Here is a 17629-nt window from a genome sequence, read left to right on the forward strand (position 1 = left end):
GGGGGACGGAGGCCGATACGGCGGCCGGACCGGCGCGCTTTTGCCCGCCGATCGCCGACTCCGCCCATGGAGTTCGCCACGTTCGCCGCGCGCGCCGAGGAGCTCGCGGCCGAGCCGGGCGACATCGGGACGACGCTCGCGGTCGCCGACCTGCTCCGTGCGACCGACGGCGACGACCTCGCGACTGTCACCCGGTTCCTGCTCGGCCGCGTCTTCCCGGCGCACGACACCCGGACCCTCGATATCGGCCCGGCGCTGTGCCGGGAATCGATCGCCCGCGCCGCGGGCCCCAACGTGACCGCCGCCGACGTCGAAGACCGGCTCGCGTCGGCGGGCGAGATCGGCGCGGTCGCCGCGGGCTTCGACTTCGGCGGCCAGCGCGGGCTCGCCGCCTTCGGTGAGGGCCGCGACGTGCTCACGGTCGCCGAACTCGACGGGGCGCTGCGGGAGCTGGCGGCCGCGTCGGGCGACGGCAGCGAGTCGCGCAAGCTCGACGCGCTGTTCGGCCTGTTCAATCGCTGTGACCCCGCCGAGGCGACGTTCCTCGCGCGGCTGGTGCTCGGCGAGATGCGGATCGGCGTCGGCGAGGGGACCGTCCGGGACGCGGTCGCCGAGGCGTTCCTCGCGGTGTCGGCGGGGGGCGACGGCGACGAAGAAGAGGGCGACGGCGACGAAGAAGAGGGCGACGGCGACGAAGAAGAACAGCCCGACGGCGACGACACAGATCCTGCCCTCCGCGCCGACGACGAGGCGGTCGCGACCATCGAGCGCGCGCTGCAGGTGACGAACGACTACGGCCGCGTCGCGGCGCTCGCGCGCGACGAGGGGCTCACCGGTCTCCGCGCGGAGGGGCTCGAGGTCGGGCGCCCCGTGCAGGCGATGCTCGCGCAGGCGGGGACGGCGACCGACGCGGTCGAGTCGTTCGGCGAGGTCGCCGTCGAGACCAAGTTCGACGGGGCGCGCGTGCAGATTCACTACGTGCCCGAGGGCGACGGCGACGAGGCCGACGGCGGAGCGCTCGGGCCCGAACTCTACTCCCGCAACATGGACGACGTGACCGACGCGCTCCCGGAGATCGCTGAGCGCGTCGCGGACCGCGCCGACGTCCCGGTCATCCTCGACGGCGAGGTCGTCGCGGTCGACGACGGCGGCGACCCGCTCCCGTTCCAGGAGGTGCTGCGGCGCTTCCGCCGGAAACACGACGTCGACCGGATGCGCGACGAGGTGTCGCTCCGGCTCCACGCCTTCGACTGCCTCCACGCCGACGGCGCGGACTTCCTCGACGAGCCGCTCCGGGCCCGCCACGATCGCCTCGTCGACGTCCTGCCGGGCGCGGCCGCGGAGTTGGAGACCGCGAGCGACGTCGAGGCGATCGAGGCGGCCGAGGCGGCCGCGCTCGACGCGGGCCACGAGGGCGTCATGCTGAAGGACCCGGACGCGGCCTACACCCCGGGCGACCGGGGCCGGGAGTGGCTGAAGCGCAAGCCCGACGTGGAGACGCTCGACGCGGTCGTCGTCGGCGCGGAGTGGGGCGAGGGGCGCCGCGCCGACCTGTTCGGGACGTTCCTGCTCGGCGTGCGGGCGGGGGCGGACGGGGTGTCGGCCGAGGCGGACTCGAGGAGGGCCGAGACGGGAGACGACGAGTTCGCGACCATCGGCAAGGTCGCGACCGGCCTCACCGACGAGGAGCTCGCCGACCTCACCGAGCGGCTGGAGCCCCACGTGGTGAGCGAGGACGGGACCGAGCTCGCGATCCGGCCCGCGGTCGTCCTGGAGGTCGGCTACGAGGAGATCCAGACGTCCCCGACGTACTCGTCGGGCTACGCGCTGCGGTTCCCGCGGTTCGTCGGCGTCCGCGAGGACAAGTCGGTCGCGGACGCCGACTCGCTGGAGCGGGTCGCGCGCCTCGCCGGCGACGCGGCGTAGTCTTTTATAAGAGGGTCCGGCACCCGGCCGAACGCGGACCGACCACGCGAAACTCCTTCACCCTCGGGTTCTTACGAACTCCCATGCCAGGCCCGCTCGGGGACGCGACGCGACAGCGGCTGACGGACGCGGCCGCGACCCGGCTCGCCGACGACGGATACGAGGTTTCCCACCCGGAGACGCGGGCCGAGCCCCCGGCGGTGGCGACCCGTTCGGAGGGGGAGGCGTCCCTCGCGGTCGAGCCGCTCACGCCTGACGACGCGACGGCGACGGTGATCGGCTCTCGGCTCGCGCACGCGATCGACCGCGACCGGCGCGTCTGCTTCGTCGTTGAGGACGATGCGACGGCCGAAACGGTGCGGTCGCTGCTCGCCGACCCCCCGCTGCTCGTCGCCGAGCGCGACGGGCGCCGGACGTTCCACGCCGGGCCCGACCGGATCCCCGTCGCCGGCGGCGGGTACGCCTGCGTCCGCTTCGAGGGGCTCGGGGAGCCGACGTTCGCGTGGCGCGAGACCGACACGCCGGCCGGGCCGGTCCCCGCGGGGGCGGGCGTCGACGCCGCGGCCGTCGACGAGGCGGGTCGCCCGGCCGTCCCGCGGCTGGTCTGCGAGGTCGACGGGCGGGTCGTCGCGGTGCTCGCGGGCGTCGAAAGCCTCCGCGAGCCGCCGGCCGAGGCGTTCCCGTACGCGTACAGCCGCCACCCGGACGACAAGCGGTTCCGGGTGCGCCGGGGCGCCGACGGCGCGGTCGTCGAGAGCGCCAGCGGCTTCGCGCCGATGAAATCGGCGGGCTACGTCCCAATCCCGATGCCAATCGTCCCGGAACACGTGCTCGGCCCGGCGTACGGGCCCGATCGGGGCGTCGGGAGTGGGGGCGGCCGCGAGGGTGACGGCGAGGACGGCGCCGGACCCGGCCTCGACGACGCCTGGGAGCTGATCCGCGTCGACGCGGTCGACCCGGCGTAACCGCCGTCGACCACGCATAGCCACCCTCAAGGCGCCCGCGATCCGACCGTGAGCCATGACGGTCCGTTACGACGACTTCGCGGTGGAGTGGCTCGGCTACGCGACGGCGCGGCTCGCGCCCGAGGGCGGCCCGGTCGCCTACACCGACCCGGGGCGGTACGGCGTGCTCGACGACTACTGGGCGCGCGACGGCGACCTCGTCGTCGTCACCCACGACCACCACTACGACCCCGAGGGGATCCGGTCGGTCGCGAGCGAGGACGCGACGCTCGTGATCTACGAGGCGGTCGACCCGGCGGGGATCGACCGCGACGTGGAGTCGATCGGCTCGCTCGCAGACGACTACGACGTGGTCCGCGTCGACGACGAGTCGCGCGTCGACGTCGACACGCCCGCGGGGGAGGCGACCGTGTGGTCGGTCGCGGCCCACAACGATCCGGAGGGCCCGAACGCCGGCCCCGACGGCTCGGTGACGCACCCGCCCGGGTTCGGCTGCGGGTTCCTGCTCGGCCTCGGCGACCGCACCGTCTTCTGGCCGGGGGACTCGGACGCGCTCGACGCGTTCGCGGAGCTCGACGTCTCGATCTTCCTCGCGAACATCGGAGGCGGCGGCATCGTCGCCGACCGCCACGAGAGCGCGGCGCTCGCCGAGGCGATGGACCCGGACCTGGTCGTCCCGATCCACTACGACACCTTCGAAATGCTAGAAGCGGACGGGGAGGCGTTCGCTGGCGACGTCGCCGCCCGGTCGATCCCCGTCGCGCTGGACGCCCGGTCGGCGACTCAGTAGGGGCGGCACCGCGGACGGCGCGACCGCTCCGCCCGACTTCACTCTTCGCTCTCGTACGACTCCCCGACGGCGGAGGGCGTCCGCGTGGAGCCCCAGACGGTGAGGACGACGATCACGCCGACGTACGGGAATAGGTTAACGAGCCGGTTGGGAACGTTGATGCCGACGGTCTGTAACTGGATCTGCAGCATATCCAGTCCGCCGAACACGAGCGCCGCGATGGCGGCCCCGATCGGGTTGTAGTTCCCGAACAAGTAGGCGACGATACCGATCCAGCCGCGGCCGCTGACCATCGTGTCGCCAGTCCCAGTGAACGAACCCGCCTGCGCCAGCAACACCGCACCGCCGAGCCCGGCCATGACACCGGAGAAGATCACGGCGGCGTACCGGACTCGCGTGACGCTGACGCCGGCCGTATCGAGCGCTTCCGGGTTCTCACCGGCCGCCTGGATCCAGTATCCGTATCGCGTGTCGTTGAGGAACTTCCACGCGGCGACGGCCAGAACGGCAGTGACCAGCACCAGCGGCGACGTGTCGAAGAAGATCGGACCGAGCACCGGAATATCCGCAAGCACCGGGACAGTCAGGTCGTTGATGCTCTCGAGGCTCGGGCTGTTTCGGCTGTCCCAGACGAGGACCGCCATGAACGGCCCGAACCCGAGACCGATGAACCAGAGCGCCAGCCCCGCGACGATCTGGTCCGCTTCGTACCGGATCAACAGGACGGCGAACACGATCGCGAACGCCAGACTGATCAGGACCGAAGCGAGAATCGCGAGCCAGATATCGCTCTGGCCGGGGGACCCCCCGCTGATGATCCACATCATCGTCGCCGCGGTCGCCGCCCCGAAGATCATGAACCCCTCGACGCCGATGTTGAAGACTCCGCTCTTCTCGGCGTACAGCCCACCGATCGCCGTCAGTGCGATAGGGGTCGCGGCCTGTAGCGAGCGCTCCACGAACCCGATCGTAACGATATCGATGATCGGCAGGTCCATCGCCACCGTCGCGAGGACCGCCACGCCGACGACGGCGACGATGCCCGCGATCCGGATCCGATTTTCGCCGGCGTACTCGGCGAGACTCATCGGCTCTCACCTCCGAGGCCGGTTCGTTCCGCGGCCATCCGGAACAGTTCCGGCACGGCGACGAAGAGAATGACGAGCCCGATGACGCCGTCGATGAGCTGGACGGGAACGTCGGAGTAAATCCCGATGTGTGATCCGGCCGAGTCGAGCCCCCCGAACAACAGTCCGGCGGGAACGATTCCGAGCGGGTTGTTCGCGGCGAGCAGGCTCACGGCGATCGCGTCGAATCCGTACGTACCGATGCCGCTCGGGTCGGTGTAGTAGCCCTGAACCATAATCGCGAACACCGCGCCGGCGAGTCCCGCGACCATCCCCGAGAGCGTCATCGTCAGGACGACCGTCCGCTCGGCGCCAACACCGGAGTACGTCGCCGCCGATTCCTGATGGCCGCTGGTCACCATGTCGTACCCGAATCGGGTGCGTTCCATCACGACGAAGACCACCGCGACGGCCGCGAGCGCGATCCCCAATCCGATAATCGAGAACCCGGAACTGTCGAACACGATACCGGGCAGAGAGACGTACTCCGGAATCCGCTCCGTGTTCGGCGCCGCGTTCCCCTCACCGCGAAACGGATTCTGGACCAGCCACCCGACGACGCCGGTCGCGATGAAGTTCAACATGATCGTGGTGATGATCACGTTGGCGTCAGCGTAGGCCTTCAGCGCGCCCGGGAGCGCTCCGTAGGCGCCGCCCGCGAAGATCCCGGCGAGGAACCCGACGAGAAGTAATCCGACGCCCCCGACGACGCCTTCGGGTAACAGCGGTGCCGTCCAGATGATCGACATGATAGTCGCGAAGCCGCCGACGACGAACTGCCCTTGGACGCCGATGTTGAACACGCCTGCTCGGAACGCGACCGCAACCGCGACGCCGGTCAGGATGAACAGCGTCGAGAACCGCAGTGTCCGCGCGATAGCCGACCGTCCGCCGAGGGCACCTTCTATCACGTTCGTGATGAACTGCACCGGGTCGTAACCGGCTGCCGCGACGATGGTGACTCCGATTAGCAGGGCCAGTGCTGTCGAAGCCGTCGCGATCGCCAACCGTTCGATCACCGACGCGCGTAACATGCGGTCAGCCGCTCGATCGATTGCGGCATAGAGGCGTCCGGACGATCCGCTCACGACTGAACACCCCCATCGGGCGTGTTCTCACGGGCGGCGTCCCCGTCGCAGGTGTCGTGACCGGCCATCAGCATCCCGAGTTCCTCTTCGGTGGTTTCGGCCGGATCGACGGTCCCGATAAATTCGCCTTCGTACATCACCGCGATCCGGTCCGAGAGTTTCTGGATCTCGTCGAGCTTCGAGGAGACGACGACGATCGCCATCCCCGACTCACGCAGCTCCAGCAACCGGTCGTGAATGAACTCGATCGAGCCGATGTCGACCCCCCGCGTCGGGTGAGACGCGATCATGACGTCGGGCTCGTGTTCGATCTCCCGTCCGACGATGAACTTCTGCTGGTTCCCGCCGGACAGCGACTTCGCGTCGGTGCTTTTGTCCGGTGGCTGCACGTCGTACTCCCGGATGATATCCTCGGCGTGGTCGTCGACGGCCGACCAGTCGATCATCCCGTTATCGACGAACGGTTCGATGGTCTGGTTCCCCAGTAACGCGTTGCGAACCAGCGTGTAGTCCTGAACGAGTCCCTCCGTCGTCCGGTCCTCCGGGATGTACGCGACTCCGTCTCTGATCCGCTGGCGTCTGTTCGTATCCGTGATGTCCCGATCGTGGAAACGGACGGTTCCGGAGTCGACGTCACGCAGCCCCGTCAGCGCCTCGACGAGCTCGGTCTGCCCGTTTCCCTGGACGCCGGCGATGCCGAGAATTTCACCCTCCCGCACGGCGAGATCGACGCCGCTCACCTGCTCGAGATCCCGACTGTCTCGCACGTGGAGCCGGGTCGCTTCCAATACGGAATCCCCTCGAGGCGGGTCTCGAGACGGGCGATCGAACTGAATTTCTCGGCCGACCATCATCCGCGCCAGCTCCTCTTCTGAACTCTCTCCGGCGTCGACTGTGCCGATTGCCTCGCCGTCTCGTAGCACGGTGATCTCGTCGGCCGCGTCGAGCGCCTCCCCCAGCTTGTGCGTAATAAATATGAGCGAGTGACCGGCGTCTGCGAGTTCCGACATCAAGTCGAGCAGATCCTCGATCTCCTGGGGAGTGAGAACCGCAGTCGGTTCGTCGAGGATGAGGATATCCGCGCCGCGATAGAGGCTTTTCACGATCTCGACGCGTTGGCGGGCACCGAGATCGAGGTCCTGAATCTTCGTGTCGAGGAACTCGTCGACGTGGAAATCGTAGCGCGAGCAGATCTCCTCGATATCGGTTCGAGCGGTCGCCGTGTCGACGAACCCGTTATCGGTTGGCTCGTGGCCCAGGATGATGTTCTGGAGTACGGTCATCGTCTCCACGAGCTGGAAATGCTGGTGGATCATGCCGACGCCCGCGTCCATCGCGTCTCTGGGCGATTCGAACGTTTCGGGCTCGCCGTCGACGTGAATCGTCCCGGCGTTCTTCTCGTAGAGTCCGTAGAGGACGCTCATCAGCGTCGTCTTGCCGGAGCCGTTCTCACCGAGGAGGGCGTGAATCGACCCCTTCTCCAACGAGAAATCGACGTCGTCGTTCGCCACGACGTCGCCGAATCGTTTCGTGATACCCTCCATGCGGACGGCGGGTGGTTCGTTTTCAGTTGTCATTGTCCTTTGTGAGAAAGTGTGATTACAAATACCGGTCAGAAACCGCGAGCGACTCAGTTACAGCCGGAGGCGGAACACGGAACCTCGATATCGCCGCTCGTGATGCCGTCTTTCGCCTCTTGAATGTTCTGCGACACGACGTCGGGCATGTCGCCGTCGAACGCCTGACCGATCACGAGATCGACGCCCTCCTCGTCGAGTCCGAGCGTGTTCGCGCCTGTGACGCTCTCGAAGTCGCCCTCGGCGACCGCCGAAGCGACTTCCTGAGTCCCCTCGTTGATGTACTTGACCGCGGAGCCGATAATGACGTCTTGGAACTCTTCGAGGGTCAGGGACTGGTCCGCGTCGACGCCGATCGCGAAGCGGTTGTTCTCTTGGGCGGACTCGAAGACGCCCTGTCCGGCCGCGGCCGCGGCGTGGTAGACGATGTCTGCGCCGTTGTCGTACTGGGAGGAGGCGATGCTAGCGGCGGTGTCCGTGTCGCTGTAATCGCCGATGTACCCGACGTCGACGGTGACGTCGGAGTTGACCCACTCCGCGCCGGCGACGTACGACCGCTCGAACGCGTTGATGAGCGATCCGTCGACGCCGCCGACGAAGCCGATGTGTGCGTCGCTCGGATCGTTCGAGTTGCCCTCGTGAGAGAGCTCCTCGGTCGTCATCGTTCCGCCCAGAACGCCCGCGAGATAGGACATCTCGTGGTTGGCCCACGTGTACCCAGCCACGTTGGGCTCGTCGACGTGCGCGTTGATGAGCATCCAGTTCTGGTCCGGGTAGTCCGCGGCGTTCTGCGTGAGGGCCTCGGTGTGGTTGTACGAGACCAACACGATGAGGTCGTAGTCGCCGCTCTCGGCGAGGTTCGCCTGCGTGGACTGGTAGTTCGACTGCTGGGTCTCCTCGACCTGATTGATCTCGATCTCGTACTCCTCCTGTGCGGCCTGGAGCCCCTCGACCGCTAGGTCGTTGAACGCGTTGTCATCGAACCCGGCCGGGCTGGAGACGATCGCGATATTCGTCGCAGACTCCGATCCGCCGTCGCCGCTGTCGCCGCCGTCGCCGCCGCCGAGACAGCCGGCGAAGGCGGTCCCCGTCGCGAGCGCGCTCCCCGAAGCGAGCACCGTCCGCCGGTCGACGCCCTCGGTCTCGCCGATCGATTTACGATTTTCTGTCATGGATGTGTCTTATCGTCCACAATCATCCGTTATAAATTCAGGGGACACCGGAGTTGGGTGTCGAGTGAACTACCCTCGATGGGGGGATCGACTGACAATTTCCTCCACATATTTGTGTGTTTATAACAAGATTAAAACAAATCCCAGATTCCGGCTGATACGACCTCAGACGCGATCGAGAAACTGACAGTGAAGACACCGTTTCGACCGAATCGTCGAAAACACTCCGCTGGTCGTACAGTATCATATTTCTTTACGAGCGGCGTTGTACGGGGGTCACGACCCGAAGCGTCGACTCCGGACAGCGAATTCATACGAAACCAAATATGTTATAGAGAATCAAGGAGAATACCTGACCCTTTAGGGTCAGGATGAATCCGACAACTCCTACACAATCAACCGTCGATAGCAAGGCCGGATATTCTACACCAACCGATACTATTAACAAAACAGCACCTATAACCAGTTATGAAGCCAGAAATGAGTCGAACCGTCCGAACCTTCGAGGCCACCATCACGAACCAGCAACAGGTTCGTGACGACCTTGATCAACTCGGATGGGCCGCCTCAAAACTCTGGAACGTCGGTCGCTACTACGCACAAGAACAGTGGGACGAAACGGGCGAGATTCCCGATGACGGGGAACTCAAAGCCGAACTCAAAAGCCACGAACGCTACACGGACTTACATTCTCAGTCCAGTCAGCGCGTTCTCGAAGAACTCGCTGAAGCGTTCAACGGCTGGTTCGGTAAGCGTCGGAACGGCGACGACCGTGCCAGACCGCCCGGCTACCGCAAGAACGGAGATTCTCACCCTCGTTCAACCGTGTCGTTCAAAGCGGCTGGCTTCAAGCACGACGCACAGTTCACCCGCGTTCGCCTCTCGAAAGGCCGCAACCTCAAAGAACACCGTTCAGACTTCATCCTGTGCGAGTACCAGACTCGCCCGGACGTTGATCTGACCGAGTGGGACATTCAGCAGGTTCGCGCGATCTACAAGCGCGACGAATGGCGGCTTCAATTCGTCTGTCGCACCACCATCGACCCGGAACCGCCGGGCGACGAGGTGGCCGGTGTTGACCTCGGGATTTGCAACTTCGCCGCCGTCTCGTTCGGCGGTGAAGCGGTGTTGTATCCCGGTGGCGCACTCAAAGAGGACGAATACTACTTCACGAAAAAGAAGGCTAAGTGCGACGATTCCTCGTCTCGTGTGGCCACCCGACTTGACCGCAAGCGGAGGGGTCGTCGGACACACTTCTTGCACGCGCTCTCGAAAGCGATTGTCGAGGAGTGCATCGAACGAGATGTCGGGACTCTTGTCGTTGGCGACCTCGGCGGGATCCGAGAGGGCGACGAGAACGGCGAGTCTCGGAATTGGGGCGACCACGGCAATCTCGACTTGCACGGGTGGGCGTTCGACCGCTTCGCGACGCTACTCGACTACAAGGCGGAAGCCGAGGGCATCGACGTGGAGTTGGTGTCGGAACGCGATACGTCGAAGTCGTGTTCAGCATGTGGTCACACGGACGATAACCAACGGGTCAAACGTGGGTTGTACGTCTGTGAGGCGTGCGATACGGTTGCGAACGCGGACGTGAACGGTGCGGAGAACATTCGACAAAAGGTACTCCCGAGTCTCGCCACGGATGGCGGCGATAGGGATAACGGCTGGTTGGCACAGCCAGCGGTTCACCTGTTCGACCGCAGCGAGGGCAGTTTCGCCCCGCGAGAACAGGTCGTGAACCGCGAACCATAATATCCCAACTCAGCGGTGCGGTGCCGTGGGATTCCCGCGTCTTCAGGCGCGGGAGGATGTCAAGCGGGCGGTAGACTCCGCCCGGACCGCGCGGCGGGATTCGTCTCCGATCGGCCACCGCACGATCGGTCGGCAGTCAGCACGCAGTCGGCGTCACTGCGGTCAGCGCCGCCGCGCGCGATCAACGTCGCCGCGCGATCAGCGCCGTCGCGCGATCAGCGCCGTCGCGATCGCGGCGATCAGCGCCGCGACGACGCCGAACCCGGGCGCCGAGTCACCGGTCGATCCCTCACCGGTCGACCCGTCGCTCCCGTCCTCCGTCGATCCGTCGTCGCCGTCGCTCGTGGTGTCTCCGTCGCCGCCGTCGTCTCCGTCGGCGCTCTCGTCCTCACCGTCGGTCGCGCCGTCGCTCTCGGTCTGGAGCTCCTCGACGGCGGTCGAGAGCGTGGTCGTGGACTCGATCACGCTGCGCGGCGCGGGCTGGTTGAGGTAGTTGACGTTCATCACGACGTAGTTCCCCTCCGTCCCGGCGGTCGTGCTCGCGTACGGCTCCTCCTCTAAGATCACCGCGTCGGGGGTCGTCACGAGGATCAGTTCGGGGTCGGTCTGGAGGATGACCTCGTTGGAGAGCTGCGGGTAGCCGTCGCCCTCGGCGGCCGCGACGTTGGCCACGCCGCCGGCTTCCATGATGGAGTTGATGAACGTGTTGCCCGCGGCGACGTAGCCGTCGCCGAGCGGGTACAGCGCGTTCGGCCGGTCGAGGCCGGCGGTCCGGTTCTCGGCGGCCGCGACGGCCTCGTTCATCTCCGCGTTCGTCTCGGCGGCGGCCTCGCAGTTGCCGACGAGCCGCCCGGTCGTCTCCGTCTTCTCCGCGATGGCCTCGATCGAGGTCGCCTCGGCGTAGTGGTACACAGTGAGGTTCTGGGCGCGGAGGGTCTCGGCCGTGCTCGCCGAGGAGGCGTTCGGGACGAGCACGAGGTCCGGCTCGGTGTCCACGACGCGCTCGACGCTGACGCCGAAGCCCTCGGCCGAGACGTTCTCGCGCTCGCTCGCCCCGTCGAGGTACGCGGCGTACTGGGTCACGCCGACGACACGGTCGCGGGCGCCGATCTCCCAGAGCGTCTGGGCGGCCGACGGGTTCGTCGTCGTGATCCGCTCGGGCCGCTCGTCGAGCGTGATCGTCGTCCCCGTCGCGTCCGTGATCTCCAGCGGGAACTCGCACGCGGCGTCCGTCTGCTGGGCGCCCGGCCCGTCGGTCGAGTGGTCGATCGTCGGCGACGCCGTCGTCGTCGGCTGTGCGCCCGCGGCCGGGCCCGCGACGCCGCCCACCAAGGCGGTCGTCACGAGCAGGGCCATCGCGATGACGTACCTGTGTCGCATCGGATCGATGAGACGCCTCGTCCAATAAGTATTTACCTACTACAAGTTTTGTTGGAGAACGAATGAGTGCCTGGAGGCGGGCGTCGGTCTGGTCGGCGGGCCTAGCGGCCGCGCTGGGCGTCGTGATAACGGTGAGCGCCGCGATCGGCCCCGCGCCCATCTCCCCCGCGGAGACGGTGAAGGCCGTGTTGAACGCGATCGTCGTGCCGGCCGGGATCGAGACGACGGCCGCCGGGATCGGTACCCTACGGCTCCCCGGCGTGGGCCCGCTGACGCTGCCCGGCGTCGACCTCGCGTACGCCTCGCCGTTCGCGTACCCGGTCGACGACGTCCACGCGCGGATCGTTGTCGGGGTCCGGCTCCCCCGCATCTTGATGGCCGCGCTGGTCGGCTTCGCGCTCGCGGCGGCCGGCACCGTCATGCAGGGGTTCTTCCGGAACCCGATGGCGGACCCGTCGATCATCGGCGTCTCCTCCGGCGCGGCGGTCGGCGCCGTCGCCTTCATCGTCTTCCCGACGGCGCTGTCGGCGACCGTGACGCTCCCACTGATCGGCGCGGTCGACGTGGGGCTCTCGTACGGCGCGGGCGTCAGCCTCTTCGCGTTCGTCGGAGCCCTCGCGGCCGCCTTCGGCGTGTACGCCATCGCGACGCGACACGGACGGACGCCGGTGGCGACGCTCCTGCTCGCCGGCGTCGCGGTCCAGACGTTCCTCGGCGCGGTCATTTCGTACCTCCAGCTGCAGGCCGGCGAGTCGCTCCGGCGGATCGTCGCGTGGCTGATGGGCCACCTCTCCGGCGCGTCGTGGAGCGAGGTCGCCGCGACGGCGGTCGTGGTGCCGCCGCTGTTCGTCCTCCTCTTAGTGTACGCCCGCGACCTCAACGTCCTCCTCCTCGGCGAGGAGGAGGCGCGCGGGCTCGGCATCGCGGTCGAGCGCACCAAGCGGATCCTGCTGGGCGCCTCCGCGCTGATCACGGCCGCGGGCGTCGCCTTCGCCGGCGTCATCGGCTTCGTCGGGCTGATCGTCCCGCACATGCTCCGGCTGGTCGTGGGCCCCGACCACCGGGTGCTGCTGCCGACCGCGGCGCTCGCGGGCGGGTCGTTCCTCGTCGCCGCCGACACGGTCGCCCGCGCCGGGAGCACGGAGCTGCCGGTCGGCATCGTCACCGCCGCGGTCGGCGCGCCCTTCTTCATCTACCTGCTCTCGAACCGGGAGGTGCACGAGCTGTGAGCGCCGACGAGCGCGCGGAGGGGAACGAGGGCGAAGCGAGCGACGGCCCGTCGGCAACCGACGCCGGCGGCGGCCCCCTCGTCGGAGTCACCGACCTGACCGTGTCGTTCGGCGACGTGCCCGTCGTCGCCGGCGTCGACCTCCGGGTCGAGCGCGGCGAGTTAGTCGGGCTCGTCGGCCCGAACGGCGCCGGGAAGACGACGGTGCTCCGGGCGATCAAGGGAACGCTCGCGCCCGACTCGGGGGAGGTCCGGCTGGACGGGACCGCCGCCGCCGACCTCTCCGCGCGCGAGGCCGGCCGCCGGGTCGCCAGCGTCCCGCAGGACACGAGCCTCGCGTTCGACTTCCGGGTGCGCCACGTGGTGGAGATGGGACGGACCCCGCACCTCGGGCGGTTCGACGGGCACGGCGCCGACGACGACCGGGCGGTGCGAGAGGCGATGGACGCGGCCGGCGTGGCGCGCTTCGCCGACCGATCGATCGCGGAGGTCTCGGGCGGGGAGCGTCAGCGCGTCCTGCTCGCGCGAGCGCTGGCGCAGGGGACTCCGGCGCTGCTGCTCGACGAGCCGACCGCGAGCCTCGACGCGAACCACGCCGTGCGCACCCTCGAACTCGTCCGCGACCTCGTCGACGACGGGCGCGGCGCGCTCGCGGCGATCCACGACCTCGACGTGGCGGCCCGGTACTGCGACCGGATCGTCGTCCTCGCGAACGGCGGCGTCCACGCCGCCGGGCCGCCCGGCGAGGTCCTGACCGCCGACGCGCTGCGAGCGGCCTTCAACGCCGAGGCGTTCGTCGGGCGCAACCCCGCGACCGGGACGCCCGCGGTCACCGCCTTCGACGCGGTCGGTGCGGCCGGCACGTCGGGCGCGACCAACGAGCGCGACGCGGACCGCGACGAGACCGGGCCGCGACGCCTCCACGTCGTCGGGTCCGGGCGGGACGCCGCCCGGGTCATCGCGCGCCTCGCGGCCGCGGGCCACGAGCTCTCGGTCGGCGTGGTGCCCGAGGGCGACGCCGCCGCCGAGACGGCCCGCGACGCCGGCGCCGAAATCGTCGCCGCGCCCGCGTTCGAACCGGTGGGAGCGGAGGCCCGGGAGGCCGCGGTCGCGCTCGCGAGCGACGCCGACGCGGCGATCGCGGTCGGCGGCGGAGCGGGCGGCGACGGAACGCGGGTCGAAGGGGACCGGGCCGACCCGAACGCGGCGGTCCTCGCGGCCGCCGACCGGGCGATCGAGATCGACCGCGACGTCGACGACGCCGACCTGCTCGACGCGGTTCGTGACCCGGGCGGCGACCTCGACTCGACATAACTCGACCGCGTCGGCGGCCCCTCGCGACCCGACTCTCGGCGGGCGGTGAGCCGTTCGGCTATCGAGACGGCGTCGCCGCGGATCGGTTTATAAATGCGACCGTCCGATCGCCGCGCGTCGCGCTCTCGTCGCCGGGCCGTCGCGCGTCGGTCGGATACCACCTGACGGCAATCGACTCCGGTATCGGACACGGCGGGCGCTCGGCGGTTCAGCGGGGCCGAGCCGAGTGATCGGGACAGATCGACGCTACACGACCTGAACCGCCGGGTTCGTCCCTGTGTTCGTCTCTCACGGCGCACAATTGATTACTGTTAAACATCATAGCTGCAGATAAATATTCTTTATAAGCATATGCCCTTATGAATGGCACCGGTACGAGGTGGTACGATGGAACGAAGACAGTTCCTGCGCGGCACCGGCGCGACGATCGGCGGCTCGCTGCTCGCCGGCTGCGCCGGGAGCGACGGACGCACCGTGACGGTCGACTACGCCTACTACAACCCGGTCAGCCTCGTCCTGCGCGAGAAGGGGTGGCTGGCGGAGGCGTTCGCGGAGACGGACGTCGACGTGGAGTGGGTGCTGAGCCTCGGCAGCAACCAGGCCAACGAGTACTCGCAGGGCGGGGAGGCGGAGGTCGCCTCGACCGCCGGGATCGCGGCGCTGATGGCGCGGTCGAACGGCGTGCCAATCACGACGCCGTACGTCTACTCCGAGCCCGAGTGGACCGCGCTCGTCACGTTCGCGGAGACGGGGATCGAGTCGGTCGCCGACCTGGAGGGCAAGCGCGTCGCCGCCACCCGCGGCACCGACCCGTACTTCTTTTTGCTGCAGGCGCTCGACGACGCCGGCCTGAGCGAGGACGACGTCGAGGTCGTCCACCTCCAACACCCCGAGGGGCAGTCGGCGCTGGTGGGGGGCGACGTCGACGCGTGGGCCGGGCTCGACCCCCACATGGCCGAGCTGGAGCTGGAACACGACGGCGCGGAGCTGTTCTTCCGCGAGCCCGCGTACAACACCTACGGCTTCCTCAATTTCCTCGACGGCTTCCTCGCGGATCACCCGGAGGACGCCCGACGCGTCCTCGAGACCTACGAGCGCGGCCGCAGGTGGGCGATCGACAACCCCGAGGCGACCGCGGGGATCCTCGCGAGCGAGTCGGAGATGTCCGAGGCGGTGGCCGAGCGCGTGTTCACGAAGCGGACCGACCTCTCGGAGCCGATTCCGGGCGACCCGCACCGCGACCTGCTCGCCGACCTCGCGCCCATCCTAGAGCGCGAGGGACTCGTCACCGACGACGCCGACCCCGCGGGGAGTATCGACGACCTGCTCGACCCGGAGTTCGCGAGCGAGACCGTGAGCGACGCCGGTTCCGGAGGCGAGTGAGATGGCGACGACGCGAGAGACGGGACGGGCGAGCGCCGACGCCGCCGCCGAGACCCTCCCCGACGCCGACCGGTTCCGGTGGCTGATCGGGTTCGTCGTGCCCGCGGCGATCGTCGTCGCCTGGCACCTGCTGGTCGCGACCGGCGTCTTCGCCGCCCACCAGCTCCCGGCGCCGCTGCGGGTGGTCGAGACGCTCTACGGGCTCGGCGCCTCGGGCGAGCTGTGGGGCCACGTCGCGATCACGGTCCAGCGCGTGTTCCTCGGGGTGCTCCTCGGCGCGAGCGTCGGGATCGCTCTCGGAACGCTCACCGGACTCTCCGAGCTCGCCGCCGACTTGCTCGATCCGCTGCTCCAGAGTCTCAAGAACATCCCCTCGCTGGCGTGGGTGCCGCTGTTCCTGCTGTGGTTCGGGATCGGCGAGGGCGCGAAGGTGCTGCTGATCGCCGTCGGCGCCTTCTTCCCGGTGTACCTCAACCTCTCGGCGGGGATCGGCGAGGTGAGCGAGGACCTGCTGGAGGTGGCCGAGGTGTACGACCTCGGCCGGATCGAGTCGCTCCGACGGGTGGTGTTCCCGGCGGCGGTACCGAGTCTGCTCGTCGGGATCCGCGGCGGCGTCGGACTGGCGTGGATGTTCGTCGTGGCCGCGGAGCTGATCGCGGCCAGCGAGGGGATCGGGTTCCTGCTGAGCGACGGGCGCGTGCTCGCGCGGCCGGACATCATCGTCGGTTCGATCCTGCTTTTCGCCTTCCTCGGGAACCTCTCGGACCTGGCCGTCAAGGAGGTGGAGAACCGTGTCGTCGGTCGGTGAGGGAGCGATCCCGGACGGCGACGCGAGCGAGGAGAGGCCGGAGTCGACGACCGACCCGTCGCTCGCGGTGCGCGGGCTCACCAAGCGCTACGGCGAGACGGTCGCGCTCGACGGCGTCGACCTCGCGGTCGACGAGGGGGAGTTCGTGGCGGTCGTCGGCCCCTCCGGCTGCGGGAAGTCGACGCTGCTGCGCGTGCTCTCCGGGCTGGAGGAGCGCTTCGAGGGCGAGGCCGCGGTCGGCGGGACCGACGTGCGGAGGGCCGGCAGCGACCACGTCGGGATGGTGTTCCAGGAGCCGCGGCTCCTCGCGTGGGCCGACGTCCGGGAGAACGTCGCGATCGGGCTCCCGGCGGACGTCGACCGCGACGACCCCGCCGCCAGCGACCGCGTTGACGACCTGATCGAGACGGTGGGGCTCGACGGGTTCGCGGAGAGCCGCCCGGGCGAGCTCTCCGGGGGGATGGCCCAGCGGGTCTCGCTGGCGCGGGGGCTCGCCTACGATCCGGAGGTGTTGCTGCTCGACGAGCCGTTCTCGGCGCTCGACCGGCTGACGAAGTACGAGCAGCAGGACCACCTGCTCGACGTATGGGCGGAGCGGGGAACCACGGTCGCGCTGGTGACGCACGACGTCGAGGAGGCCGCCTACCTCGCCGACCGCGTGGTCGTCCTCGGCGGTCAGCCCGGGACGGTCGAGGCGGTGATCGACGTCGACGCCGACCGCCCCCGCGACCGGACCGACGGGGGACTGCTGGCGGCGCGCCGCGAGATCACCGACGCGCTCGGGCTCTGAGCCGGACGGACCTGACCGCATCGAGCCGACTCGGACCGGGCTCGCCTCCGCTCGCGCGCCCCGGCCGCGGCCGAAACGAAACGAACGTCGATACCCCTTATTAACCGGGTTCCGAAATCACAGTCCCAGATCGCGCCGAGACGAATATAAATAATATAAGGAGTGCCCACGACGTTGGTGTCGTGCGGTTTTCCGCCGACCGCGATCCCCGTAGCCCTGTCGCCGCGGAGTCGTTTTTGCGAACGGCACAAGCGTTAAGTTCTCCACCGTACTGTCGTGAACCGATGACAGACATCACGGAGGCTTCGTCGGACACCCCGGCGGAT

14 protein-coding genes are annotated in these 17629 nt (G+C 68.6%); 9 read left to right on the forward strand and 5 right to left on the reverse strand.

The window, feature by feature from the left end:
* The first annotated feature begins 66 nt into the window (after positions 1–66).
* The 3 genes from ligA to Hrr1229_RS01890 all read left to right on the forward strand — a co-directional run bounded on the left by ligA (position 67) and on the right by Hrr1229_RS01890 (position 3681).
* On the forward strand, positions 67–1926 hold the full coding sequence (gene ligA / locus Hrr1229_RS01880) for an ATP-dependent DNA ligase LigA (protein ID WP_123114463.1): 1860 nt from the start codon (positions 67–69) through the stop codon (positions 1924–1926).
* Positions 1927–2009: 83 nt separating this feature from the next.
* Positions 2010–2891: a hypothetical protein gene (locus Hrr1229_RS01885; protein ID WP_123114462.1), complete on the forward strand. Its 882-nt coding sequence runs from the start codon at positions 2010–2012 to the stop codon at positions 2889–2891.
* 55 nt (positions 2892–2946) lie between these two features.
* Positions 2947–3681, forward strand: coding sequence for an MBL fold metallo-hydrolase (locus Hrr1229_RS01890; protein WP_123114461.1), 735 nt, complete (start codon positions 2947–2949; stop codon positions 3679–3681).
* 38 nt (positions 3682–3719) lie between these two features.
* On the opposite strand, the gene Hrr1229_RS01895 is transcribed toward Hrr1229_RS01890, so the two are convergent.
* The 4 genes from Hrr1229_RS01895 to Hrr1229_RS01910 all read right to left on the reverse strand — a co-directional run bounded on the left by Hrr1229_RS01895 (position 3720) and on the right by Hrr1229_RS01910 (position 8645).
* A complete protein-coding gene (locus Hrr1229_RS01895; protein ID WP_123114460.1) occupies positions 3720–4769 on the reverse strand; it encodes an ABC transporter permease in 1050 nt (349 codons plus the stop codon).
* Positions 4766–5842 (reverse strand): ABC transporter permease, encoded by a 1077-nt coding sequence (locus Hrr1229_RS01900; protein WP_123114459.1) that lies wholly within the window; start codon positions 5840–5842, stop codon positions 4766–4768. Before Hrr1229_RS01900 ends, Hrr1229_RS01895 begins: the two co-directional genes overlap by 4 nt.
* Before the next feature lie 50 nt (positions 5843–5892).
* Positions 5893–7440, reverse strand: a complete 1548-nt coding sequence (locus Hrr1229_RS01905; RefSeq protein WP_123114458.1) for an ABC transporter ATP-binding protein — start codon at positions 7438–7440, stop codon at positions 5893–5895.
* Positions 7441–7526: 86 nt separating this feature from the next.
* The gene (locus Hrr1229_RS01910; protein ID WP_255212551.1) at positions 7527–8645 is read right to left on the reverse strand and encodes a BMP family ABC transporter substrate-binding protein; all 1119 of its coding nucleotides are present in this window, start codon (positions 8643–8645) and stop codon (positions 7527–7529) included.
* Positions 8646–9125: 480 nt separating this feature from the next.
* On the opposite strand from Hrr1229_RS01910, the gene Hrr1229_RS01915 reads away from it, so the two are divergent.
* Positions 9126–10400: an RNA-guided endonuclease TnpB family protein gene (locus Hrr1229_RS01915; protein WP_123114948.1), complete on the forward strand. Its 1275-nt coding sequence runs from the start codon at positions 9126–9128 to the stop codon at positions 10398–10400.
* A gap of 198 nt (positions 10401–10598) precedes the next feature.
* On the opposite strand, the gene Hrr1229_RS01920 is transcribed toward Hrr1229_RS01915, so the two are convergent.
* Positions 10599–11780, reverse strand: coding sequence for a PGF-CTERM-anchored ABC transporter substrate-binding protein (locus Hrr1229_RS01920; protein WP_123114457.1), 1182 nt, complete (start codon positions 11778–11780; stop codon positions 10599–10601).
* A gap of 62 nt (positions 11781–11842) precedes the next feature.
* Between Hrr1229_RS01920 and btuC the strand changes: the two genes are divergently transcribed.
* From btuC to Hrr1229_RS01945, 5 genes are all read left to right on the forward strand, one after another.
* Positions 11843–13009, forward strand: a complete 1167-nt coding sequence (gene btuC / locus Hrr1229_RS01925) for a vitamin B12 ABC transporter permease BtuC (protein WP_123114456.1) — start codon at positions 11843–11845, stop codon at positions 13007–13009.
* Positions 13006–14322, forward strand: coding sequence for an ATP-binding cassette domain-containing protein (locus Hrr1229_RS01930; protein WP_123114455.1), 1317 nt, complete (start codon positions 13006–13008; stop codon positions 14320–14322). The genes btuC and Hrr1229_RS01930 overlap by 4 nt, the downstream gene beginning before the upstream one ends.
* Before the next feature lie 387 nt (positions 14323–14709).
* Positions 14710–15705, forward strand: coding sequence for a substrate-binding domain-containing protein (locus tag Hrr1229_RS01935; RefSeq protein ID WP_123114454.1), 996 nt, complete (start codon positions 14710–14712; stop codon positions 15703–15705).
* Between the two features lies 1 nt (position 15706).
* Positions 15707–16513: an ABC transporter permease gene (locus Hrr1229_RS01940; protein WP_123114453.1), complete on the forward strand. Its 807-nt coding sequence runs from the start codon at positions 15707–15709 to the stop codon at positions 16511–16513.
* Positions 16514–16520: 7 nt separating this feature from the next.
* Positions 16521–17303: an ABC transporter ATP-binding protein gene (locus Hrr1229_RS01945; RefSeq protein WP_255212578.1), complete on the forward strand. Its 783-nt coding sequence runs from the start codon at positions 16521–16523 to the stop codon at positions 17301–17303.
* Positions 17304–17629 lie beyond the last annotated feature (326 nt).

This window comes from Halorubrum sp. CBA1229 (assembly GCF_003721435.2).
GTDB lineage: Archaea > Halobacteriota > Halobacteria > Halobacteriales > Haloferacaceae > Halorubrum.